Annotated in this window: 24 protein-coding genes; all 24 read left to right on the forward strand. The window is 39.2% G+C overall.

Going from position 1 to position 24,320, the window contains the following annotated elements; genetic code table 11:
- The first annotated feature begins 37 nt into the window (after window positions 1-37).
- The 24 genes from LPB68_RS19945 to infB all read left to right on the forward strand — a co-directional run bounded on the left by LPB68_RS19945 (window position 38) and on the right by infB (window position 24,310).
- The gene (locus LPB68_RS19945) at window positions 38-499 is read left to right on the forward strand and encodes a chemotaxis protein CheW (RefSeq protein WP_068655698.1); all 462 of its coding nucleotides are present in this window, start codon (window positions 38-40) and stop codon (window positions 497-499) included.
- A 2-nt stretch (window positions 500-501) separates the two neighbouring features.
- Window positions 502-1,128, forward strand: coding sequence for a chemotaxis protein CheC (locus LPB68_RS19950; RefSeq protein WP_068655696.1), 627 nt, complete (start codon window positions 502-504; stop codon window positions 1,126-1,128).
- On the forward strand, window positions 1,121-1,615 hold the full coding sequence (locus LPB68_RS19955; protein WP_068655689.1) for a chemotaxis protein CheD: 495 nt from the start codon (window positions 1,121-1,123) through the stop codon (window positions 1,613-1,615). Before LPB68_RS19950 ends, LPB68_RS19955 begins: the two co-directional genes overlap by 8 nt.
- 5 nt (window positions 1,616-1,620) lie before the next feature.
- Window positions 1,621-2,034, forward strand: coding sequence for a hypothetical protein (locus tag LPB68_RS19960; protein ID WP_068655688.1), 414 nt, complete (start codon window positions 1,621-1,623; stop codon window positions 2,032-2,034).
- A 15-nt stretch (window positions 2,035-2,049) separates the two neighbouring features.
- Complete coding sequence (locus LPB68_RS19965) at window positions 2,050-2,838, forward strand: FliA/WhiG family RNA polymerase sigma factor (RefSeq protein WP_068655687.1); 789 nt, start codon at window positions 2,050-2,052, stop codon at window positions 2,836-2,838.
- Window positions 2,839-2,887: 49 nt separating this feature from the next.
- Window positions 2,888-4,297, forward strand: a complete 1,410-nt coding sequence (locus LPB68_RS19970) for a flagellar assembly protein A (RefSeq protein WP_068655686.1) — start codon at window positions 2,888-2,890, stop codon at window positions 4,295-4,297.
- 54 nt (window positions 4,298-4,351) lie between these two features.
- Window positions 4,352-4,669 carry a hypothetical protein gene (locus LPB68_RS19975; RefSeq protein WP_068655684.1) on the forward strand — a complete coding sequence of 106 codons (318 nt, stop codon included), beginning with the start codon at window positions 4,352-4,354 and terminating at the stop codon, window positions 4,667-4,669.
- Window positions 4,670-4,705: 36 nt separating this feature from the next.
- Window positions 4,706-5,266, forward strand: a complete 561-nt coding sequence (locus tag LPB68_RS19980) for a hypothetical protein (protein WP_082865600.1) — start codon at window positions 4,706-4,708, stop codon at window positions 5,264-5,266.
- A complete protein-coding gene (locus tag LPB68_RS19985; RefSeq protein WP_068655680.1) occupies window positions 5,263-5,880 on the forward strand; it encodes a hypothetical protein in 618 nt (205 codons plus the stop codon). Before LPB68_RS19980 ends, LPB68_RS19985 begins: the two co-directional genes overlap by 4 nt.
- A gap of 198 nt (window positions 5,881-6,078) precedes the next feature.
- Window positions 6,079-6,777, forward strand: coding sequence for a 30S ribosomal protein S2 (rpsB, locus tag LPB68_RS19990; protein WP_068655679.1), 699 nt, complete (start codon window positions 6,079-6,081; stop codon window positions 6,775-6,777).
- Window positions 6,778-6,953: 176 nt separating this feature from the next.
- Window positions 6,954-7,604, forward strand: a complete 651-nt coding sequence (gene tsf, locus LPB68_RS19995; RefSeq protein ID WP_068655678.1) for a translation elongation factor Ts — start codon at window positions 6,954-6,956, stop codon at window positions 7,602-7,604.
- Between the two features lie 133 nt (window positions 7,605-7,737).
- Entirely contained in the window at window positions 7,738-8,466 is a 729-nt protein-coding gene (pyrH, locus tag LPB68_RS20000; RefSeq protein ID WP_068655677.1) for a UMP kinase, read from the forward strand.
- The gene (gene frr / locus LPB68_RS20005; RefSeq protein WP_068655676.1) at window positions 8,466-9,020 is read left to right on the forward strand and encodes a ribosome recycling factor; all 555 of its coding nucleotides are present in this window, start codon (window positions 8,466-8,468) and stop codon (window positions 9,018-9,020) included. The genes pyrH and frr overlap by 1 nt, the downstream gene beginning before the upstream one ends.
- A 127-nt stretch (window positions 9,021-9,147) precedes the next feature.
- Window positions 9,148-9,915: an undecaprenyl pyrophosphate synthase gene (locus tag LPB68_RS20010; RefSeq protein WP_068655675.1), complete on the forward strand. Its 768-nt coding sequence runs from the start codon at window positions 9,148-9,150 to the stop codon at window positions 9,913-9,915.
- Window positions 9,916-9,937: 22 nt separating this feature from the next.
- Complete coding sequence (locus LPB68_RS20015; RefSeq protein WP_068655674.1) at window positions 9,938-10,735, forward strand: phosphatidate cytidylyltransferase; 798 nt, start codon at window positions 9,938-9,940, stop codon at window positions 10,733-10,735.
- A gap of 18 nt (window positions 10,736-10,753) precedes the next feature.
- The gene (locus LPB68_RS20020; protein ID WP_068655672.1) at window positions 10,754-11,893 is read left to right on the forward strand and encodes a 1-deoxy-D-xylulose-5-phosphate reductoisomerase; all 1,140 of its coding nucleotides are present in this window, start codon (window positions 10,754-10,756) and stop codon (window positions 11,891-11,893) included.
- Between the two features lie 132 nt (window positions 11,894-12,025).
- The gene (gene rseP, locus LPB68_RS20025) at window positions 12,026-13,297 is read left to right on the forward strand and encodes an RIP metalloprotease RseP (protein WP_068655671.1); all 1,272 of its coding nucleotides are present in this window, start codon (window positions 12,026-12,028) and stop codon (window positions 13,295-13,297) included.
- 106 nt (window positions 13,298-13,403) lie between these two features.
- Entirely contained in the window at window positions 13,404-14,852 is a 1,449-nt protein-coding gene (proS, locus tag LPB68_RS20030) for a proline--tRNA ligase (protein ID WP_068655670.1), read from the forward strand.
- Window positions 14,853-15,006: 154 nt separating this feature from the next.
- Window positions 15,007-19,323 (forward strand): PolC-type DNA polymerase III, encoded by a 4,317-nt coding sequence (locus LPB68_RS20035; protein WP_068655668.1) that lies wholly within the window; start codon window positions 15,007-15,009, stop codon window positions 19,321-19,323.
- A gap of 243 nt (window positions 19,324-19,566) precedes the next feature.
- Window positions 19,567-20,028 carry a ribosome maturation factor RimP gene (gene rimP / locus LPB68_RS20040; protein WP_068655666.1) on the forward strand — a complete coding sequence of 154 codons (462 nt, stop codon included), beginning with the start codon at window positions 19,567-19,569 and terminating at the stop codon, window positions 20,026-20,028.
- Between the two features lie 33 nt (window positions 20,029-20,061).
- A complete protein-coding gene (nusA, locus tag LPB68_RS20045; protein WP_068655664.1) occupies window positions 20,062-21,159 on the forward strand; it encodes a transcription termination factor NusA in 1,098 nt (365 codons plus the stop codon).
- Between the two features lie 29 nt (window positions 21,160-21,188).
- Window positions 21,189-21,497: an RNase P modulator RnpM gene (gene rnpM / locus LPB68_RS20050; RefSeq protein ID WP_068655662.1), complete on the forward strand. Its 309-nt coding sequence runs from the start codon at window positions 21,189-21,191 to the stop codon at window positions 21,495-21,497.
- Window positions 21,490-21,813: a L7Ae/L30e/S12e/Gadd45 family ribosomal protein gene (locus LPB68_RS20055; RefSeq protein ID WP_068656653.1), complete on the forward strand. Its 324-nt coding sequence runs from the start codon at window positions 21,490-21,492 to the stop codon at window positions 21,811-21,813. The genes rnpM and LPB68_RS20055 overlap by 8 nt, the downstream gene beginning before the upstream one ends.
- The gene (infB, locus tag LPB68_RS20060) at window positions 21,806-24,310 is read left to right on the forward strand and encodes a translation initiation factor IF-2 (RefSeq protein WP_068655661.1); all 2,505 of its coding nucleotides are present in this window, start codon (window positions 21,806-21,808) and stop codon (window positions 24,308-24,310) included. The genes LPB68_RS20055 and infB overlap by 8 nt, the downstream gene beginning before the upstream one ends.
- Window positions 24,311-24,320 lie beyond the last annotated feature (10 nt).

Genomic DNA, 24,320 nt, shown 5'->3' on the forward strand with positions numbered 1-24,320 from the left:
TGTACAAGCTTAAGAAATATAATAGGAGGTTTTGAATATGGGAGAAGATATTAAAGTCATCGTATTTAAATTAGGTAGCGAAGAATACGGTATCGAAGTTGAAAAGGTACAAACGATTGAACGGATGCTACCTATAACGAGAGTTCCAAGAACATTTACTTTTGTTAAAGGTGTTATTAATTTACGTGGTGTTGTTATTCCAATTATTGACTTACGTGGACGGTTCAATCTTCCAATGGTAGAATATAGTGAGAGTACTCGTATTATTATAGTTGCAGTTAATGATATGGAAGTAGGATTTATAGTTGATTCTGCTAATGATGTTATTGATCTTAATACAGATCAAATCGAGAATCCGCCGGAAGTTGTTGGTGGGATCAAAGCCAAATATCTTCAAGGAGTAGCTAAAATCAATGAAGAACGCCTTCTGATTATGCTTAACCTGTCCGAAGTACTAAATAAAAATGAAATTATTCAGTTGGAAAGTATAGAGGATTAGATATGGCTGTCTTTAAGAATTTTAAAGAAGTTAATATGGATGTTCTTAAAGAAATAGGTAACATTGGTGCAGGGAATGCTGCTACAGCACTTTCCTGCTTACTCAACAAGCCCATTGACATGGCTGTTCCGAAAGTGCAAATTCTTAGATTCGAAGACGTTGCTGAAGTAGTTGGTGGTGCTGAACGAGTCGTTGTTGCAATATTCCTGAGGGTTGAAGGCGATGCACCTGGCAATTTGTTTTTTATATTAAGTGTTGAATCTGCAAAAAGTCTTTTGAAACGGCTAGCAGGTCTAAACATATCTCAAAATGAGTTTTTTAACGAGATGGAACTATCAGCACTAAACGAAATTGGAAATATATTATCGGGATCATATTTATCATCACTTGCAGATTTTACGAAATTATCCATGTATCCTACAGTTCCCTCCCTAGCGATAGATATGGCTGGAGCAATATTAAGTTATGGACTTCTGCAGTATGGAGATATGGGAGATGATGCCCTCCTAATTGATACCATGTTTTTAGAAGGGGATCAGGAGGTTGATGGTCAGTTTTTTCTTATACCTGATCCTGACTCTTTTTCGAAACTATTCAAATCATTAGGAGTGCCTCTAGAGAATGATTGATCAAAATATTGTAAAAGTGTCCATGGCTGACTTAAATGTAATTCAACGATCAGGACTTATCCGTACTTCGGGATTAGGTTCTTGTGTTGGTTTAACGATGTATGATCCTGTCCTTCACCAAGCAGGCATGGTACATGTAATGTTGCCTTCTTCAACAATTGTGCGTGGCGGGGAAATGAACATTGCTAAGTATGCGGATACAGCCTTGCCAGAATTATTAAAGAGATTACTTGAATTGGGCTCATCCAAATCTAATCTTGTTGCCAAAATGGCAGGTGGGTCACAAATGTTCGCCTTTGGTGGGAATAATGATACGATGAGAATTGGACCTAGAAATACAGAATCTTGTAAGGTTACGTTGAAAAATCTCGGTATTCCCCTTATTGCAGAAGATACTGGAGGAAACTTCGGTCGAACGATTGAACTTGATTGTAGTACAGGCATATTATATATACGAAGTGTTCAAATGGGTGCAAAGGAATTGTAGCGAATATGGGGAAATTACGAATTAATTTGATGGTAGGCGCTTTAGGTTTTGTGGTTACATTTCTATTTACATCTATTAATAATTTATATATGACAAGTTTTATTAGAGCTTTATTTGCATTTGCTATATGGTTTATATTAGCAGTAGTATTTAGATGGGTAATTGTTATTACGACTTCAACATCTCATGCTGAGGCGGATGAAGAAAGTGCTTTAGAGTCAACACATGATCAACGGGGGACTCATTTTGATCTGAAGTTACCTATGGATAGTGAGGAAATCAATGATCTGTTAAAGCCGAAGCCCGAGTCATCTAATGGAGGCGACACCGGATTCACACCGCTGAACCCACCTAAATTGGTTTCTGCGCAAGATCCTGAGCAACTGGCTAAGGCCGTTCGTCACCTGACAGAAAAATAAGGTAGGTGAAATCAGTTGAACGAGCAGAAGGTTTCTAGTTTGAATCATCTGGAGCTATGGACGCTATGGAAAGAACATGGTGACATAGAGGCAAAAAAGAAACTTATTGAAAATTATTTGCATATTGTAGATTACGTTTCTAGTAGATTAGCTATCGGTCTTCCTAAAAATATTTCTAAAGACGACTTGGCAAGTAACGGTGTTATGGGTCTTATAGATGCAGTCGATAAATTTGATTATAAACGCGGGTATCAATTTGAAACCTACGGCTCATGGCGTGTTCGTGGTGCTATTCTGGATTCGTTGCGACAGGGTGATTGGGTACCTCGTTCCGTTAGAGAAAAAGCTAAGAAAATCGAAGATGCCTTTCAACATTTAGAACAAAATTATCTGCGTTCTGTAAACGATTCGGAGATGAGTGAATACTTAGGAGTTTCTGAAAAGGAATATCATAATATGCTTCAGGAAGTTGCTGTTATGACATTATGTTCTTTAGAAGATCCAATCCGAGAAGAGGAAACAGAGACACGCTTAAGTATGTTGATAGATGAGAATGCAAAAAATCCGGATTATAAGGTGAATGAACATTATTTGAAGGAAGCATTAGTTAAAGGTATCGAAAAATTGACAGATAAAGAACGTACCGTAGTTTCACTTCTTTATTATGAAGATCTTTCACTTAGTGAGATCGCCGAAGTCATGTCACTTTCGCCTTCTCGAATTTCACAGCTTCACTCAAAAGCAATCCTTAGGCTGAGAGGCACCCTTGAAAAAAATAAAAAGTTATTAATGGAAAACAACTAAGAAGCTCGTCATCTTTGGAAATTTTGGTTTCTATAAGGAGGAGTTAAATTTGACGGATCTTATTACACTGGAATCTTATTTGACTGTTATTATTTCTGATGACAAAACTATCGCATTCCTCCAGTTCTCTAAACAAGATGACAATTTCAAGTGCACAAGGGATGAACTTGAAAAATTTATTCAACGGAATAATATTAAGTATGGTATCGAACTGAGTACACTTCAACAATTTGCAGACCATCCAGAACAGTTTTATCATACAAGAACGCCTATTGCATATGGGGAGAAGCCTGTCCATGGAATTAATGCTTCTATAGAGATATTAATGGGAGATTCTGATGAAAAAAATCCAGTGTCGATGGAAACAGAACAGGGTAAGGTAGATCTCAAGGAAGTACGTAATCTTAATAACGTTCGTAAAGGTCAGATCATTGCTAAACGAACACCTCCTGAACCTGGAATAAATGGGATGACTGTTACTAATGAAGTTATTGCATTTAAACCAGGTAAAGAGGCTCATTTCAAATTAGGTAAAAATGTAGTTGTCAATGGGGAGCAAACAGCAATGTATGCTGCAATTGATGGGATGATTACCATCACTGATAATAAAAAAGTTAACGTATTTCCTATTTATGAAGTGAATGGTGACGTGGACTACAGTGTTGGTAACATCGATTTTGTTGGCAACGTTATCATACGTGGTAATGTACTAACGGGTTTTAGAGTGAAATCTGCTGGAGATATTCGTGTTATTGGTGGTGTAGAAGGAGCTGAACTTGATGCTGAGGGCTCCATTGATATCTCAGGCGGCATTATTGGCTATAATAAAGGGCATGTAAGAGCTAACCAACAAGTGAAATGTTCTTTTATTCAGGAAGGTAATGTCTTTGCTGGTGGTGAAGTGGTTGTTTCTCAAAGTATAATGCATTCTAATATAAGAGCTGGGAAGAATATTATCTGTAATGGAACTAAGGGTCTTATTGTTGGTGGGAGTATTCAGGCTGGTGAGAGAGTCATAGCACGTACAGTAGGTAATTCTATGTCAACTGTTACTAATATAGAGGTTGGAGTTGTACCTGAGTTGAGAAATGAACTTGCAGATCTTCGTAATCAACTGAAGTTGCAAATAGATAATGTAGAGAAAACGGATAAGGCATTAAATCTATTAAATCAACTGGCTTCAACGGGACAATTATCACCAGACAAAGTCGCAATGCGAGTTAAGTTGAACTCAGCACAGAAAGCACAGATTAAAGTTCAGTCTCAAATAAAGGAACGGATCCTTGAGATTGAAAAATCACTAGAAGATACAAACAAAGCAAGGATTGATATTATTAGAACCATTTATGGTGGTTCAAAAATTGTGATTGGAAGATATACTCGATTTGTGAAGGACACATCTGAACGGGTATCATTTTATTATAGTGATGGAGATATCTCCATGGTTCCATACATATAATGAGGGTTGAAGAGTGGTTGTATTCTATTATCATTTTTGAATGAGGTGGATATCGTGAGTATGAGATCGGTTGAAATGCAAATTGCTATACCGAGAACCCAAGACGTAGGGAAAATACCAAGCGAACTACAACAGAGATCCACCCAAGAACAGACCTTTATGACATCACAACAAATCAAGGAAATTCGTCAAATGAGTCAACGAAGTACCAATGTTGATGAAACCGCTAATACCTCAATTCGTGAGGAAGGTAAAAATCAACAGTCGTCACAAGAAAATAGTGAGTCTCATTCCAGTCAGCAAGAACAGCAGTCTGTATATCATTCGGCTGTGCATCCATATAAGGGACATCGTATCGATTTGTCTCTATAATAATCATGTTGAACAGATCAAAGGAGACAAGATATTGTGGAACCATGGATTATCATCATTATGTTAGGTGCAGCTGCTTTTATTTATGGAATAATGCTGCCACGTAATAAGGCAGACAAAACTTCCACAGAACTATTGCTTAAAGAAGTTGAAGCAACATTAGAACAATATATGGCTGATATAGAAGAGGAAAATGATTCTTTAGTTGAATTAGTTGGTCAAATGAAGAAAGATTCTACTACTAAACTATTATTACTAGAAGAGCAACTCATAGAAATGAAGCAAAGATTATTAAAAGTGGAGGGTCAATCATTAGAGTATGAAAATCGAATAATGGAGATTGAGCAAAATAAGAATCTCTTAAATACTCCTTTAACTGAAATTGCTAGTACTAGTGAAGATCTTAGCGAATTGTCTTTACTAGAGATAGTTGATGAGAATTCTAAACCTATGGATTCAATCAAACAGCGATATTCTGAAGTTTTTGAATTATATGAACAAGGGAAATCGATGGACGTGATCGGTAAGTTGGTAGGGATTCAGCTTGGTGAGGTACAACTCATACTTCAACTAGCGAAACAGGAGGGCTCACTATGATGAGAAATCGATCATTCATGTTCGGTTTAGGGCTTGGTCTCATCATAGGTGCTGTTCTCCTTCAATTGATGATTATAGGTGAAGGGCAAACTTCCAACATGGAGAATGTTACTGACGTTATCTTAACGAAAGAACAAATCCAAGAAAAAGCGGAAGAACTAGATCTTAAAGTTGTAGAGTCCTCAGAGGAATTATTGACAAAAGAAGAATGGACACAAATGAAAATTGAAGAAAGTTCTAAGTTGCAGGGTACTACTACAGTGAAACCTGAAGTGAGTGAACCAACAGTAGTCCCCGATGAACCTTCAGTTCCGGATAAACCCATTGAGCAGAACACGACCCTAGATGTGGTATCGCCAAAAGAACCAAAAGTAGATCGAACTGAAACGCAAACACACAAAAAAATGGATTATAAGATTGATAAGGGAAGTAATCTGACAGATGTAGCTGTCGGTCTAGAAAAGATAGGTGTCATTTCTAATAGCAATCAATTTATCAAAGAAGCAACGAAGCAAAAAGTGAACACTAAGATCCTTGACGGGAATTATACATTCGTTCAAGGAGAAAGCTTTGAATCTATCATATCTAAAATTCGTATAGGATCGTCTCGCTAATCATTCATATTAGAAGACGATCTTTTTTCATTTATGAAGTGGTTGCATCACTATATAACTTATGTTATATTAAGTAACGGTGTTAAAAACACACGTCAAGAGATTCCTATGAGGGTGCTTTCTGATTTGTTTAGAAAGTCTTAAAGGGAAATGATCGTTGGCGGAGGACAAAAAACCAATAATAGGAGGTGCGTGAAGATGGGAGTAATATCCATGAAGCAACTTTTGGAAGCAGGCGTGCATTTCGGTCACCAAACTCGCCGCTGGAACCCAAAGATGGATCGTTATATCTTCACAGAAAGAAACGGAATTTACATTATTGACTTGCAAAAGACAGTTAAAAAGGTGGAAGAGGCTTACAACTTCGTGAAAAGTGTTTCCGAAGAAAACGGAACTATTCTGTTTGTAGGTACTAAGAAACAAGCGCAAGATTCCGTGAAAGAAGAAGCTGAACGTTGTGGAATGTACTACATTAATCAACGTTGGTTGGGCGGAACTCTTACTAACTTTGAAACCATTCAAAAGCGTATTAATCGTTTGAAAGAGCTTGAAAAATGGGAAGAAGATGGCACATTTGCTGTTCTACCTAAAAAAGAAGTTATCATTCTCCGCAAAGAGAAAGATCGTCTTGATAAATTCTTAGGCGGTATCAAGAACATGAAAGGCCTTCCTAGTGCCTTGTTCATAATTGATCCTCGTAAAGAACGTATCGCGGTTGCTGAAGCTCGTAAATTGGGTATTCCAATCGTTGGTATCGTAGACACTAACTGTGATCCGGATGAAATTGACTATGTCATTCCTGGTAATGATGATGCAATTCGTGCCGTTAAACTCTTGACTGGTAAAATGGCTGATGCCATTGTTGAAGCTCATCAAGGCGAAGAAACAACAGCCTAATATCCGATTAGGTAATTCATATATTATGAATTAAAATGAAAAGGGTGGTTGGCAGGTGGATAACCTCTCACTGCCCTTTTTTTAAAATATTACGAAAGTATAGGGTTGCCTATTTTTTCGTAATGTTTATCGCAGAAAGAAATTTAATGAAAATATAATATTGGAGGGTGTAATTAATGGCGGTTAATGCTAGTGCAGTAAAGGAACTTCGTGAAAGAACAGGCGCAGGAATGTTGGATTGTAAAAAGGCTCTTGATGAAACAAATGGAGATGTTTCTAAAGCAATTGATTTACTTCGTGAAAAAGGTTTAGCAGCTGCTGCTAATAAAGCAGGACGTACAGCTACTGAAGGTACTGTAGAATCCTACATACATGCAGGCGGTAAAATTGGTGTGCTTGTAGAAATTAACTGTGAAACAGATTTCGTAGGTAAAACAGATCAGTTCAAAGATTTTGCACGTGATATTGCTATGCAAATCGCTGCGACAAACCCTCGTTATGTTCGTCGTGAAGAAGTTCCACAAGATGATATCGAAAAAGAAAAAGAAATCTTGAAGGCACAAGCGTTGAACGAAGGTAAGCCAGAGAAGATTATTGAAAAAATGGTTGAAGGTCGTATTAGTAAATACTATGAAGAATTCTGCTTGTTGGAACAATCCTTCATTAAAGATCCTGACAAAACAATTTCAGCTATATTAAATGAAAAAATCAATACTATAGGTGAAAACATTTCCATTCGCCGTTTTGCTCGTTTTGAACTTGGTGAAGGTCTTGAAAAGAAAGTTGATAATTTTGTAGAAGAAGTAATGGCACAAGTTAAACATTAATAATTCATTTCTTAAAGTGTTACAATAATAGTCATAATGAAGAATGGAACACATTGTGTTCCTTCTTTTTTAACAATATGGAATTAGTCTGGCGCCGATCTAATAGCGCTTTCTCAAGGCAGGGGGGGTAACATTGAAAGAGCCAGTATTTAAAAGAGTGGTCTTAAAGGTCAGTGGGGAGTCTCTCGCAGGTCCTAATGGATATGGTATTGATGCGGATACGATCGTTTCAATCGCTGAACAAATTAAAGAAGTTATAGAGCTTGGTGTTGAAGTTGCTGTTGTATGTGGTGGCGGGAACATCTGGCGTGGAATTGCTGGAAGTGCTAATGGCATAGATCGAGCTACTGCTGATTATATGGGTATGCTAGCAACGGTAATGAATTCACTAGCATTACAAGATGCATTAGAACAAATTAATGTACCAACAAGAGTTCAAACATCTATTGCAATGCAACAAATTGCTGAACCTTATATACGACGTAGAGCAATTCGCCATTTAGAAAAAGGTCGTGTTGTGATATTTGCTGCTGGGACAGGTAATCCATTCTTCTCTACGGATACAACAGCTGCATTACGTGCTGCAGAGATCGAAGCAGAAGTCATCTTAATGGCGAAAAATAAAGTTGATGGTGTCTATTCAGCTGATCCTTTTAAAGATGAAACAGCTGAGAAATATGACCAATTGACATATATGGACGTACTTAATAAAAATCTAGGTGTCATGGATTCCACAGCATCATCTCTATGCATGGATAATAATATACCATTGATCGTATTTGCTATTACGGAACAAGGTAACATTAAGCGTGTCGTATTAGGTGAGAAAATTGGGACTATTGTCAAAGGGAGCTTAGACTAATGCCACAAACGATTAAGAAAAATGCAGAAGACCGGATGGAGAAAGCAATTGGTGCTTTGAAACGTGATCTTTCTTCATTGCGTGCAGGGCGTGCTGCACCTGCCTTGTTAGATCGGATTCAAGTTGAATATTATGGAGCTCCAACTCCACTTAGTCAGTTAGCAAATATCAATACGCCGGATTCTCGTACATTGATGATTCAGCCTTGGGATAAATCGTCATTGGCTGACATTGAAAAAGCTATTATGAAGTCGGATATCGGTATAACACCATCGAATGATGGATCGTTGATTCGTCTAACTGTACCAGCTCTTACAGAAGAGCGACGTGTAGAACTTGTTAAGACAACTAAAAAGTTTGGTGAAGAAGCTAAAGTGGCTGTACGTAACATACGAAGAGACGCTAATGACGACATCAAAAAGTTGGAAAAGACAGATATTTCCGAAGATGAATCGCATAGACATCAAGAAGATATTCAAAAGATGACGGATAAATATATCGCCGAAGTCGACAAAGTTCTCTTGACAAAAGAAAAAGAGATCATGGACGTTTAAGAGACTTGTGGCCCCTCCTTTTATGGTGGGGTTTGTCTATTTTTAAAATGTGATATATCAGGATAGTTCTACTTTCGTGGTTGGAAAATCGGTTTCAACTTGCAGAAAGCGGCTTGGAGGAAATGGAATGATCAAACGAATTCGATCATGGTGGAAGCGTAAAGATGATCCTAATAAGGTGAAAATTACCTCAGATAATATCCCTCAGCACATCGCGATCATTATGGATGGAAACGGGCGATGGGCGAAACGCCGTGGTTTACCGAGGGTTGTTGGGCATCAAAACGGAATGAAAGCTGTCAAACGTGCAACGATTGCTGCAGATGAGCTTGGGATAAAGTATTTAACGTTGTACGCATTTTCTACAGAAAATTGGAAACGTCCTAAAGATGAAGTAGATTTCTTGATGCGACTTCCTCAAGAATTTCTTAAAATTGAATTGGATGAACTAATTGCGAAGAATGTTCAAATTCGAATGATGGGCGATAAAAATGGATTGCCTAAACATACTTTGGAGGCAATGGAAGAAGCTGTTAAGCGCACATCGTATAACGATGGACTTGTACTCAATTTTGCGCTGAACTATGGTGGGCGAAATGAGATCACGGATTGTATGTCTATGATCGGACGAGAGATTGAAGCGGGTACATTGAGGAGCGAGGATATCAACTCTCAATGGATTGAAGATCACTTACTATCAGCTGGACTTCCTGATCCTGATCTCTTGATCCGAACAAGTGGTGAAATGAGAGTTAGTAACTTTATGCTATGGCAATTAGCATATAGCGAATTATGGTTCACCGATATCTACTGGCCGGAGTTCAATAAAAATCATTTACATGATGCTGTTGCTGAATATCAGCGTAGAACACGGCGGTACGGCGGGCTGTCATAACTCAAGTAGAGGATGAAAACCGTTGAAACAACGATTGATTACCGGAATTATTGCAGGTATTTTTTTTCTTGGATTATGTGTGATCGGCAACTTACCATTCCATATCCTTGTTCTTGGAATGGCTCTGATCGGATATTATGAATTTGTGAAAATGATTCAAATACGCCCTTTTAGTGGGATTGCTACATTTGGATTCTTAGGCGTGTTTATCATTATGTTTCCATGGAAGTTATTGAATTTATCATTTACACCAAACTGGGAAATGATTTGGATCCTTATGTTTTTGTTCATGTTAATGACAGTGCTGACTAAAAATCGCATCAATATTAAACAAATATCCTTATTATTACTTGGTGTATTTTATATTGGGAGTGGTTTTTATTTCATTGCTGAATCACGTAATGCCTCGGATGGTTATGGATTGTTCTGGACATTTTTATTGCTATTCTCAATTTGGGCAAGTGATGCGGGTGCCTATTTCGTTGGTAAACGATGGGGTCACAACAAACTTTGGCCAGCAATAAGTCCGAATAAGACGGTGGAAGGTGCAATTGGAGGTATTATTATAGCCGTCTTAGTAGCAATTGGTTTTGCAGCATGTTCTGGAGGGATTCTAGGATTTGGTAGAGCTTTATTGATTGGATTGGCTTGTGCTGTTATTGGACAGTTAGGTGATCTAATGCAGTCCGCATACAAACGAGTATACAATATTAAAGATTCTGGCAGATTACTACCAGGTCATGGTGGGATATTAGATCGCTGTGACAGTTGGGTTATAGTGTTCCCTTTTGTACATATCATGATGCTTATGCCTTATTAAGACGAGAGAGGGTGCATGATGAAGAAAATTAGTATTCTGGGATCTACAGGTTCTATTGGAACTCAAACATTAGATGTAGTTTCAACCCATAAAGATGAATTTCAAGTTGAAGGGTTAACTGCGGGAACCAATATCGATCTGTTGATCCAACAGGTGCATGAATATAAACCGCGTAAAGTATCCGTGGCTACTAAAGAACTAGCAGATCGCATAAAACTGCAAATACCAGCAACTACGCAAGTGTATTATGGTGAAGATGGTCTTGTTGAAATAGCTGCGGGTACAGATGCTGAAATGGTAGTTACTGCTGTTATGGGGAGTGTAGGGCTCCGGTCTACACTGGCTGCAATTGAGGCAGGAAAGCATATAGGGTTAGCCAATAAAGAACCATTAGTTACGGCTGGACACTTAGTCACTTCTCTTGCCAAAAATAGGGGAGTCCAGCTACTACCAATTGATAGCGAACATTCTGCGATATTTCAATGTATGAATGGTGAACGTCGAAATGATGTTGCTGGGATTACGATTACGGCATCGGGTGGTTCATTTCGGAATTTATCAAGGGATGAATTAGTGAATGTTACAGTGGAAGACGCTTTGAAACATCCTAATTGGTCTATGGGAGCTAAAATAACGATAGACTCAGCTACTATGGTTAATAAAGGGCTAGAAGTGATCGAAGCACATTGGCTTTTTGATATGCCGTATAATCAGATCAATGTACTTCTACATCCGGAAAGTATCATTCATTCTTATGTCGAGTTTTGTGATAGTAGCATTATTGCTCAATTGGGTAATCCAGATATGCGAGTTCCGATTCAATATGCATTAACTTATCCTGAGCGATGGAAGTCTCCTACTCAAAGATTATCACTGACTGAAGCAGGTAGTCTTCATTTTAAAGAAATGGATTATGATAGGTTTCCTTGTTTACGTCTAGCATTTGAATGCGGCAGAATGGGTGGAACAGCGACGACGGCTTTCAACGCTGCGAATGAGGTTGCTGTTGCACGGTTCCTTAACCGAGAGATATCATTCCTACACATTGAAGAAGTCATTCAGAGAGTATTGGATCAACATGTGAACTTGGCAAGTCCTGACCTAGGTGCGATTGAAGAATGTGATCTTCATACTCGTAAGCTTGCACTAAGACTTTAACGCTAAGAGTTCATCTACTCCTTTTATTGAAAAAAAATTACTGTGAAAGTGATTCTCTTGTGTTCGGTCGGAGAATAATGATAATCTAAAGGGACAAACTTCGATCTTATACAATAGAGGAGGATGAGGCACTTGGAAATGATTCAGGTTGTTTTTCTAACAGTATTAATGTTTTTTGTAATAGTAACGGTACATGAATGGGGTCATTACTATTTCGCCAAACGTGCCGGTATATTAGTTCGAGAATTTGCCATCGGTTTCGGTCCGAAACTGTTTTCTTATAAACGCAATGAAACGCAATTCACTTTACGCTTACTCCCTTTTGGTGGATATGCTCGTATGGCTGGTGAAGATCCGGAACTCGTAGAAATCCAAGTTGGACAGACCATTGCTGTTCGCATCATAAATGATGAAGTGAAGAAGATTTATCTGGATCAACTGGACAATCGGAAGAATGTTGTTCGTGGTGAGGTGCAATCCATTGATTTAGACGATGCTTTAACTTTACAACTAAACGTTGACGAGGACATCCAGCAATATCGCGTTCATGCACAGGCAATGTTGGTTACAAAGGGCCAAGAGACGCAGATTGCTCCAAAGAACCGTCAATTTGGTAGTAAAACCGTAGGCCAACGTGCATTGTCTATCTTTGCGGGACCTGTGATGAACTTTATTCTTGCATTTGTTTTGTTCGCTGTTCATATTCAGATGGCTGGAATTCCGTTGGATAATCCTACTTATGTTCAGGTTGGAGCTGTATCTGAAGGCATGCCTGCTTCCGAAGCTAATCTGAAAAAAGGAGATATTATTGAGTCCATCAATGGCATTGCAATTGGTGCTGATTACCAAAAGATGATTGAGCTTACAGCTGCTTCTGAAGGGAAAGAGATGAATTGGAGTATTCGTCGTGGTGATGAAGTATTTAATGTGACGTTAACTCCACGTGCAATGGAGGGTCAAGAGGGCGGTAAAATAGGGATTACACCAGAACTACCTACTAGATCTGCTTCGATTGGTGAAACCATCACTACTTCTGGAAAAACGATGGTAAGTACTACGGAGATTATTTTTAAAGGATTCAGCCAATTGATTGCTCAGTTCTCTATGGATGATCTTGGAGGACCTGTACGAACCTTTGAGGTAACGGGGCAGATTGCTAAACAAGGAATTGAACAACTGACGTATTGGGCTGCGATTTTAAGTCTGTATTTAGGTATTTTCAATCTCTTACCTATCCCGGCTCTTGATGGAAGTCGTCTTGCATTTCTGGGTGTAGAATGGATTCGAGGAAAACCTATTGATCCGAATCGTGAAGGTATGGTACACTTCGTAGGTTTTGCATTATTATTTCTACTCATGATCGCTGTTACTTATAATGATATATTAAGACTAATCAACGGTTAATACGTAAGAAGTAACGCTCATAAACTTAGATTATGCTTCCGAAGTAGTTTATTCGAAGCAACGCAAGATGTAACGCTCATAAACTTTTAGGAGGAATTATATTTTTATGGCAAAAGATAAACAGTTTGTGACGGAAATTACGCCACAAGGGGAAGATTTCTCCCGCTGGTATATAGATGTAATCAAGAAAGCAGAATTAATGGACTATTCACCAGTACGTGGTTGTATTGTGTTCCGTCCAGATGGATATGAAATTTGGGAACATATACAGGCAGAATTAGATCGTCGATTTAAGGAAACAGGTCATCGTAATGCCTATTTCCCACTATTGATTCCTGAGAATTTCTTCCAAAAGGAAAAGGATCATATCGAGGGATTTAATCCAGAGTTACCATGGGTAACTGAAGTGGCTGGTGAAAAACTGGAGGAGCGTTTAGCGATTCGTCCAACTTCTGAAACGATGTTTGGTCATATGTATTCCAAGTGGATTCAATCTTATCGGGACCTACCGGTACTAATTAACCAATGGGCAAACGTAGTTCGTTGGGAAAAACGTACATTGCCATTTATCAGAACGAGTGAGTTCTTATGGCAGGAAGGTCATACAGCTCATGAAACGGAAGAAGAAGCACGCGAAGAAACGATGAGAATGTTAGAAGTATATCGTTCTTTCTTAGAAGAGTATCTTGCTATTCCAGTTATTACAGGTCAAAAAACTCCTTCGGAACGGTTCGCAGGAGCGGTAGACACCTTCTCAATCGAAGCGATGATGAAAGATGGAAAAGCTGTACAAGCTGGAACATCTCATTACTTAGGAACAAAATTTGCCCAAGCCTTTGAAATTCAGTATTTAAGCCGTGATAATACTCAAGAATATGTACACACGACTTCATGGGGAACGACTACTCGCCTGATTGGTTCATTGATTATGGTACATGGTGATGATCGGGGTCTTGCGTTGCCACCGAAAGTTGCTCCTACCCAAGTTATTATGATTCCTATCGGACCAGCGAAGACTCGTGAAGCGGTAGTAGGACGTACAGATGAATTGTTCAATGAATTGAAGAAAGCTGGAGTTCGTGTTAAAGTGGACGACCGCAGCGATGTAACACCTGGTTGGAAGTTTAATGAATATGAAATGCGCGGAGTTCCAATTCGATTAGAGCTTGGACCTCGTGATATGGAGAATGGCGTTTGTGTATTAGTATCACGTATCACTGGTGAGAAGAAAATTGTCCAACAAGCGAACTTAGTCGAAGAAGTACAAGCAATGCTTGAACAAGTTCATCAAGAGATGTTGGACCGAGCGCAACAATTTATGGCAGATCATTTCTATTCTGTTGATAGTTTAGAAGAAATGAAGATGAGAATGGAAGAATCACGTGGGTTCACATTAGCTGGATGGTGCGGATCTGATGAATGTGAGAGCAAAGTGAAAGAAGAAACAGGTGCAACTAGCCGTAACATACCATTCGAACCAGCTGAAAAGAAAGAAACTTGTATTAGTTGTGGACAATCAGCGAATCATACAGTCGTATTTGCTAGAGCTTATTAAGAGAATGGTTGAACGCTCAGTAATGAATTGATGAAGAAGAGCTTCTGGCAGAAATGAGTCGGTGGGTAAGAGATCGAGTACATTTTTGTATACAGAAGCTTTTCGTTTCTACAAGAGTCTAAGTCTAAGGTTAGGTGGTAAGGGGGAAGTAAGAATGAGCAGTGTGGAAGATAAAAGAAAGAGATTTGAACTTCTAATGAAACAAGGCGCAGTACCACCGGGAATAATGAACCCTTATTTTATGGACGGCTACATTGATCAAGTCGAAATTAACCGGAGTTCTCAAGAGTGGATCATAAGTATTGTAAAAGATACCATTGTACCCGGTGAAATATATCGTGCATTCTGTCTGAAAATTCAAGAAAAAATGCAACACATTGCTAAGATTTCTTTTGTGTTTAAATATAGTAACTCTGTAGAGGTTAAAGATATTATTGATGCCTACTGGAGTTTGTTTGTAGATTGGGTACATCGAGAGATTCCTTCTGTAAACGGATGGATGAATCGTGCAATTCATAGTATGGATGGTGAGCAATTATTATTGACGTTAGCTGATGCTACATCTTTAGAATTGGCTAAGAAGAAACAAATTGATCAAGCAATTACAAGATTTTTTACTACTTATTTCAGTCTTCCCTTTCATGTTAAATTCGCCGTAGGTGATAGTGCTAAGGAAGCTTTAAAAGAGTTTGAACAAAAGAAAATTCAAGAAGAACGAGAAGTCGTTCAGAATATGATCTCGGCAATTGAGTTTGAAAGCAATAGCTTTGAAGAGGATTCAGATGATGTACGCCTACATGTTGGATATGATATTAAAGAACAACCTGTTGCTATTCAAGATATTCAAGATGAAGAGAAGAAAGTAACGATCCAGGGAACGATATTTGGTCTAGATAGTAAAGAGCTGCGTAATGGTAGTACGTTGTATATGTTTAACTTGACTGATTTTGGTGATTCCATGCAGATGAAGATGTTCGCCAAAACAAAAGATGATGTTAAAGTATTAAGTAAATTGGAGAATGGTAAATGGGTAAAAGCGCGCGGTCGCGTAGAATTCGACCGATTCATGCAAATCCCTGAACTAGTGATGATTCCATCAGATTTGAATGAGGTACAAGCACCACCTGAACGCAAAGATAAAGCGCCTGTGAAACGGGTAGAATTCCATTTGCATACAACGATGAGTACGATGGATGCTATCACGCCTATCGATAAATATATTAAGACAGCAGCGAAATGGGGACATACTGCGATTGGTATTTCAGATCATGGTGGTGTTCAAAGTTTTCCTGAAGCATCCAAAGCTGCTAAAAAAAATGGATTAAAGATGCTTTATGGAGTAGAAGCTAATGTATTGAATGATGCTATTCCGGTTGTTCTCCAACCACAACCAATTGATCTCAAAAGTGCTACTTATATCGTATTTGATATAGAAACGACTGGACTATCGATAACACACAGTAATATCACTGAGCTTGCTGCAGTGAAAATTAAAGAGGGTAAGGAAATCGATCGGTATGCGACATTTGTTAATCCACATGAGAAGATTCCATTCCATATCCAACAGCTTACGAATATAACGGACGAGATGGTAAAAGATGCTCCTGATCTTGAACCGGTCTTACACGAGTTCGTTAAATTCGCTGCAGATGGAATACTTGTCGCACATAATGCTAGATTTGATATTGGTTTTATTCAAGCGTCCTTAAAGGAATATGGTTTGCCGGAAATGCCCAATCCAGTCTTAGATACGCTAGAATTGGCGAGATTATTATATCCTACAATGAAGAATCATAGATTGAATACGATGGCAGATAAATATAAAGTGTTATTAGAGAGTCATCACCGTGCTATCGATGATACGATTGCATTAGCAGGTATTCTGAATGGGCTTCTTGTCGATACAGAAAAGATGAAGGGAATCACGATGTTAGATCGTCTCAATGATTATGTCGGTAAAGATTTATCCAACACTCGCCCATTTCATTGTGAAATATATGCATTGAATTTAATTGGTAAAAAGAATCTATTTAAATTGATATCACTGTCTCATACGCAATATTTCAAGCGAGTAGCCTGTATTCCACGATCGAAACTTGTAGAACTTCGAGAAGGTTTACTGATTATCTCAGGATGTGAGAAGGGTGAATTTTTCGAAGCTGTCTTGAACAAGTCTTTGGAAGAAGCAGAAGATATCGCTCAATTTTACGATGTTCTTGAAATCCAGCCGTTGACGATGTATATGCATTTAGTTGATAAGGGATTCGTTGCAAGCGCTTTGGAGATAAAAGCTGCCTTGAAGACGATTTGCCAAATCGGTGAAAAGTTGGATAAACCCGTAATAGCAACAGGGAATGCCCATTATCTTGAACCCCGTGAGAAGCTATATCGTGATATTGCTATTCATGGTATTACGGGCTTCAGCCCATTAAAGGATATGCGTAAACCAGATGCCCACTTTCGTACAACGGATGAAATGCTTGAGGAATTTGATTTCTTAGGTAAAGATAAGGCATACGAAGTTGTAGTTACCAATACGGTGGAACTTGCTGATCAATTCGAAGATTTCCCATTATTCCCTGACAAACTTTATACACCGATTATCGAAGGTGCAGACGAAGAGATTAGGAAGACATGTTATGATACGGCAAAGAGTCTTTATGGAGAAGATTTACCTGAAGTCGTAACTAAACGTCTTGAGAAAGAACTGGAGCCAATTATAAAATACGGGTTCTCAGCGAACTATTTGATATCGGAACGACTTGTGAAAAAGTCGAATAATGATGGATATCTGGTTGGATCACGTGGTTCCGTAGGTTCATCTGTTGTTGCAACATTTCTGGGAATATCCGAGGTTAATCCGCTACCAGCTCATTATTTTTGCAAGAATGCTGAGTGTAAGTATAACGAATGGTTCCTTGATGGTAGCATTCCAAGTGGATTCGATCTTCCTGATAAAGTCTGTCCGCAGTGTGGGGAAAAGCTAAAGGGCGAGGGCCAGGATATTCCGTTTGAGACCTTCCTTGGATTTAAGGGAGATAAAGTCCCCGATATTGACCTTAACTTCTCTGGTGAATACCAACCGATCGCTCATAATTTCACTAAAGAAATTTTTGGGGATAAATGTGTATTCCGTGCAGGGACGATTGGTACAATTGCAGAGAAAACAGCATTTGGTTATACCAAGAAATACGAAGAAGACCATCAGAAAAAATGGCGTGGTGCTGAGTTGAGTCGTCTTGCAGCAGGGTTTACAGGTGTGAAAAGAGGTACTGGACAGCATCCAGGTGGAATAGTAGTTGTCCCTGATTACATGGATGTGGAAGATGTTACGCCAGTTCAGTTCCCAGCAGACGATACCAAAGCAGAATGGATGACAACTCATTTTGATTATCATGCTTTTGAATCTAACTTATTAAAACTGGATATTCTAGGTCATGATGACCCAACGATGATGAGAATGCTTCAGGATTTAACAGGGGTTGACCCAACAAGTATTGTAATGAATGATCCTAAGGTAATGAGCTTGTTCCATTCTACAGATGCGCTAGGAGTGTCACCTCAACAAATTCGAACTCCTGTGGCCACTTATGGTATCCCTGAAATGGGGACGAAGTTCGTGCGTCAGATGTTGATTGAATCATTGCCAACATCTTTTGCCGATTTACTTCAAATTTCAGGTTTATCTCACGGAACGGGAGTATGGCTTGGAAATGCACAGGAGTTAATTAAGAATGGTACATGTAATATTAAAACTGTTATTGGTTGTCGTGATGATATCATGCTGTATTTGATATATAAAGCTGGAATGGATGCTGGAATGGCTTTTACCATTACGGAAAGTGTACGTAAAGGTAAGGGGTTAACACCAGAGTGGATAGAAGAGATGAAGAAATGCAAGGTGCCAACTTGGTACATTGATTCATGTCTCAAAATCCAATACATGTTTCCAAAGGCGCATGCTGCGGCTTACGTCATATCTGCTGTGCGCACGGCCTTCTTCAAGCTATATTATCCGATTGCATATTACGCAACATACTTTACCGTACGTGCTGAGGATTTCGACATCGAACTTTGCTGTCAGGGGTATGAGGCAATATATCGTCAAATCGAGGTTATCGAACAAAAAGGATTCCAAGCGACGACGAAAGAGAAGAGCATGTTAGCTATTCTTGAAATGGCATTAGAAATGACGGCACGTGGGTTTACTTTCCAAAGTATTGATCTATATCGTTCAGATGCTACAAAGTTTATAGTTGATGAAAACTCTCTAATTCCTCCATTCTCAGCGATGCCAGGAATAGGTGATAATGCAGCCCGTAATATCGCTGCAGCCCGTGAGAGTGGGGAATACTTGTCGATCGAAGATTTCCAACAAAAATCAAAAGCGAGTAAGACAATTATTGAACTACTTACGCAAATGGGTTGCTTCCGGGGGTTACCTGAAAGCAATCAACTTTCCTTGTTTTAGAGTGAAACAATAAGATACTTGAGATGGAGTGTTAAAAAGCACAAGCATTGCATGAGATAATCTCAGTGTAAAAAGAGGCAGTCTAGATAGGGGTAGTCAAGGGCAGATACTTGTCAGTGTTGCCAGACTATGTTATAATTTTGAGTAGCAATTATGAAGAGATAACCGTTGTGTAAAGAGTGGGGCAACCCACTCTTTACTCTTTGGTATATAGGATAATGAAAGTCTTGGAGGTTATAGTCTTTGATCACACCTAAGATAAAAAGTATCGTAGAAGAAATGATCCACCCTTTTATGGAAGAGCATAACTTCGAACTTGTTGATGTTGAATACGTTAAGGAAGGGAAGAACTGGTTCTTACGTATTTATGTGGACAAAGAAGGCGGTATTGATATTGATGACTGTGGCTTAGTTAGCGAATATCTAAGTCAACAGTTGGATAGTAATGATCCAATTACTGATGCTTACTTCCTGGAAGTATCGTCTCCTGGAGCGGAACGACCATTAAAGAAAAGTACAGATGTTTCGAAGGCCGTTGGCAAAGATGTGTTTGTTACTGTATACGAAGCACTGGACGGTCTCAAGGAATTTGAAGGCCGCCTTCTTGCGTTTGAGGAAGATGTACTAGTGATCCAAATGGGTAAGAAACAACACCATATTCCATATGAAAAAGTAGCAAGTGCTAGGTTGGCCATTATTTTTTAGAAGTAAGGTAGAGAAAGGGGGAACTGAATCCCGATGAGTATGGAATTTATTGAAGCAATGAATGAGTTAGAAAGAGAAAAAGGGATTAGTAAAGATGTATTGTTTGAAGCGATCGAGGCTGCACTAATATCGAGCTATAAACGTAATTTTAATACTGCCCAGAATGTAAGAGTAGATATGAACCGCAATACTGGCGTTATTAAAGTTTTCGCTCGTAAATTAATTGTAGAAGAAGTATTAGACCCTCGAACAGAGATATCACTTCCTGCGGCACGAGATATAAATCCTCACTTCCAATTAGAGGATATAGCAGAGATAGAAGTTACTCCTCGTGACTTTGGTCGTATTGCTGCACAAACGGCAAAACAAGTAGTTACTCAACGTATTCGTGAAGCAGAACGTGGGCTCATTTATAACGCTTTTGTAGACAAAGAGGAAGATATTGTAACTGGAACTGTTCAACGTCAAGATCCACGGAACGTCTATATTGACCTAGGTAAGGTAGAAGCTTTACTTCCATTAAATGAACTTATGCCCAATGAAAAGTTTAAACATGGAGAACGGGTTAAAGGCTATATTACCAAGGTGGAGAATACTACTAAGGGCCCTCAGATCATGTTATCACGTACGCATCCTGGTCTGCTGAAACGTCTTTTTGAATTGGAAGTCCCAGAAATCTTTGATGGAGTAGTTGAAATTCGTTCAGTTGCACGTGAAGCGGGCTTCCGTTCTAAGATTGCTGTGCATTCTCGCAATGATGAAGTGGATCCAGTAGGATCATGTGTAGGACCTAAAGGTATTCGAGTTCAAACGGTTGTAAATGAATTGCGTGGGGAAAAAATCGATATTGTTCGTTACTCCGATCAAGTTGAAGAGTACGTTGCAAATGCGCTTAGTCCCTCAAAAGTCTTAGAAGTAGAAGTGTTTGAGGCTGAGAAGATGGCACGAGTTATCGTACCTGATTATCAATTGTCTCTTGCCATTGGTATTAAAGGACAGAACGCACGACTCGCTGCTAAATTGACCGGCTGGAAAATTGATATCAAGAGTGAGACTCAAGCAGAACAGGAATTCGGGAGAACCAAAACATACGTAGACGAGTTACCTCAAGATTCAGTCTCTGTCGATTAATTTTTACGTATTAGGACGGAGGGACAGTTATGAAGTCAAGAAAAGTACCTTTACGAAAATGTGTGGCATGTCAAGAAATGATGTCTAAGAAACAACTTATTCGTATTGTGAAGACGCCAGATGATGATGTACTTATAGATCTGTCAGGTAAGAAGTCAGGTCGTGGAGCATATTTGTGTGGTAAGGCTTCTTGCTTTAAGTTGGCGCAAAAGAATAAATCATTGGATCGTGCGTTGAAACATCATGTAAAGCCAGAAATATACGAACAATTGGCAGATGATTTCGTCGCTGCTGAAGAAGAATTTCTTGTTATGAAGGAGAATTCCAATGATGGATAATACGCTTTCTCGTCTGGGTCTTGCGATGCGTGCAGGAAAAGTAGTGTCAGGTGATGAAATCGTGCTCAAAACTATTCGTTCTTCAGAAGCTAAGCTGGTCATTATAGCTTGCGATGCCTCACCAAATACACAAAAAAAGTTTCGTGACAAATGCGGAACATACAAAATCCCTCTGGTGATCGGATATGACCGGGAAAGTCTGGGCACAAGTATTGGGAAACCACATCGTGTTGTGCTGGCAATTACGGATCAAGGATTCGCGAAAATGATCTCCAAATCAATGGAGACAATGTCGGAGGTGGAGTATATTGACTAAACAAGACAAAGCACAAGAAAAGTTACGAGTTTATGAGTATGCTAAGTCTCTTAATATGAGTAGTAAAGAAATTATTACAATATTGAAGCGCTTAGATATTCCTGTGAATAACCATATGAGTGTAATGGAGACTGATTCAGTTTCTAAGGTAGAACAGTTCTTTAAGAACATTAAGTCCAATGCAGCTGCTAAAAGAGATAGCGGAGAACAACATGCAGTGGCAGCAACCTCATCTGTCAAGAAGGATGAGATTGCGGTAAAAGGGACCGTGGTGGCTGATACTCAATCAGATAAAAACACTGTAACGGAAGCAGTTGAAACAAAAAAACAACTTGAAAAGCAGGTAGGTATGAATAATAACTCGAATAACACTAATGTTTCAGTAACGTCAAGACCTGAAAGTAACACAAGCACTCCAAGAACTCAAAGTACTACGAGTGCTCCAAGAGCACAAGGTAACAATAACGCAGGGTCACAAAGACCTCAAGGTGCTGGTGGACCATCTAGACCAGCTTCTTCGCAAGGTGGACAAAGACCTACTTCTCAACAAGGGACTCAAACGGCGAATCGTACTACTACCTCCTCACAAGGCGACAATAGAGGAGCAAATAAGAATAGATCTAACAATAATGGATCTAAGCGTTTCGATGACAACAAAGGTGGTAACTTCAGAAATAACCGTGGTGGAAGAAATAATGGTAGAGGAAAAGCTCAATACCCAGTCCGCGAGAAAATTGATAATACACCTAAGAAAATTATCGTTCGTGGTGCAATGACTGTTGGTGAGTCTGCTAAACTTCTTCATAAGGATGCATCAGAAGTTATCAAGAAGCTAATCACGATGGGTGTAATGGCAACGATCAACCAAGAGTTGGATATTGAGACTGTTCTTCTATTAGCTGCAGAATTTGGTGTTGAAGTTGAAGTGAAGATTGCAGTTGAAGATGATCGTTTCGAAACGGTTGAAGAAGTTGATGATGAGGCTGATTTGAAATCCCGTCCTCCAGTAGTAACTATTATGGGGCATGTTGACCATGGTAAAACAACTTTGCTTGATGCTATACGTTCTTCGAATGTATCAAGTGGAGAAGCGGGTGGTATCACACAGCATATCGGTGCTTACCAAGTTGAGAATAATGGTAAGAAAATTACATTCTTGGATACACCGGGTCATGAAGCTTTTACAGCTATGCGTGCTCGTGGATCTCAAATTACTGATATTGCGATTATCGTTGTTGCAGCAGATGATGGAGTAATGCCACAAACAGTGGAAGCCATTAACCATGCAAAAGCAGCAGAATTACCGATTATCGTTGCTGTGAATAAAATTGATAAACCGGGTTCTGATCCTGATAAAGTAAAACAGGAGTTAACTGAATACGGTCTAGTTCCGGAAGAATGGGGCGGAGATACTATATTTGTAAATGTATCTGCGAAACAAAAGATGGGTCTTGAAGAATTACTTGAAATGATTCTGCTTGTAGCAGAAATGAATGAATATAAAGCTAATCCTGATAAACGCGCACGTGCAGCTGTCATTGAGGCTGAGCTTGATAAAGGGCGCGGTCCAGTAGCACGAGTATTAGTACAACATGGTACTCTTCGTGTTGGAGATGCTTTCGTTGCTGGTAACTGCTTTGGACGTATTCGTGCCATGGTCAATGATAAAGGACGCCGTGTGAAGGAAGCTGGACCGTCAACACCTATCGAAATTACAGGATTGACTGAAGTGCCGCAAGCTGGAGATCCATTTATGGTGTTTGAAGATGAACGTAAAGCTCGCTCTATTGCTGAGAAACGTTCAATTACACAACGTCAAAGTGAAATGGGTAGCAATGTACGCGTAACGTTGGACGATCTATTCCAACACATTAAAGATGGCGAGATCAAGGGTCTTAATGTAATCATCAAAGGTGACGTTCAAGGTACAGTCGAAGCATTGAAGGGCTCACTTGAGAAAATTGAAGTAGAAGGCGTTCGCGTTAAAATACTTCATAGTGGCGCGGGTGCCATTACGGAATCTGATATCATTCTTGCAGCAGCATCTAATGCGATTGTTATTGGATACAATGTTCGTCCAGATCATCAAGCGGCTGCTACAGCAGAACAAGAGAAGGTTGACATCCGTTTACATCGTGTTATCTACAATGTTATTGAAGAGATTGAACAAGCGATGAAGGGGATGCTTGATCCGATATTCAAAGAGAAAATTATCGGTCATGCTGAAGTTCGTAGCGTATTCACAATTAGCAAGGTAGGAACGGTATGTGGCTGTATGGTTACTTCAGGTAAAATTGCAAGAAATGCAGAAATTCGCCTAGTTCGTAATAGCATCGTTATTCATGAAGGGAAGATTGATTCCCTGAAGAGATTTAAAGATGACGCAAAAGAAGTTGCTCAAGGTTATGAATGTGGTATAACTTTGGAAAGCTATAATGACGTCAAAGAAGGCGACGTTATTGAAGCGTTCATCATGGAAACGGTGGAACGTAAGTAGAGAGGTGATT

It is taken from the genome of Paenibacillus crassostreae (assembly GCF_001857945.1).
Taxonomy (GTDB): domain Bacteria; phylum Bacillota; class Bacilli; order Paenibacillales; family Paenibacillaceae; genus Paenibacillus_AQ; species Paenibacillus_AQ crassostreae.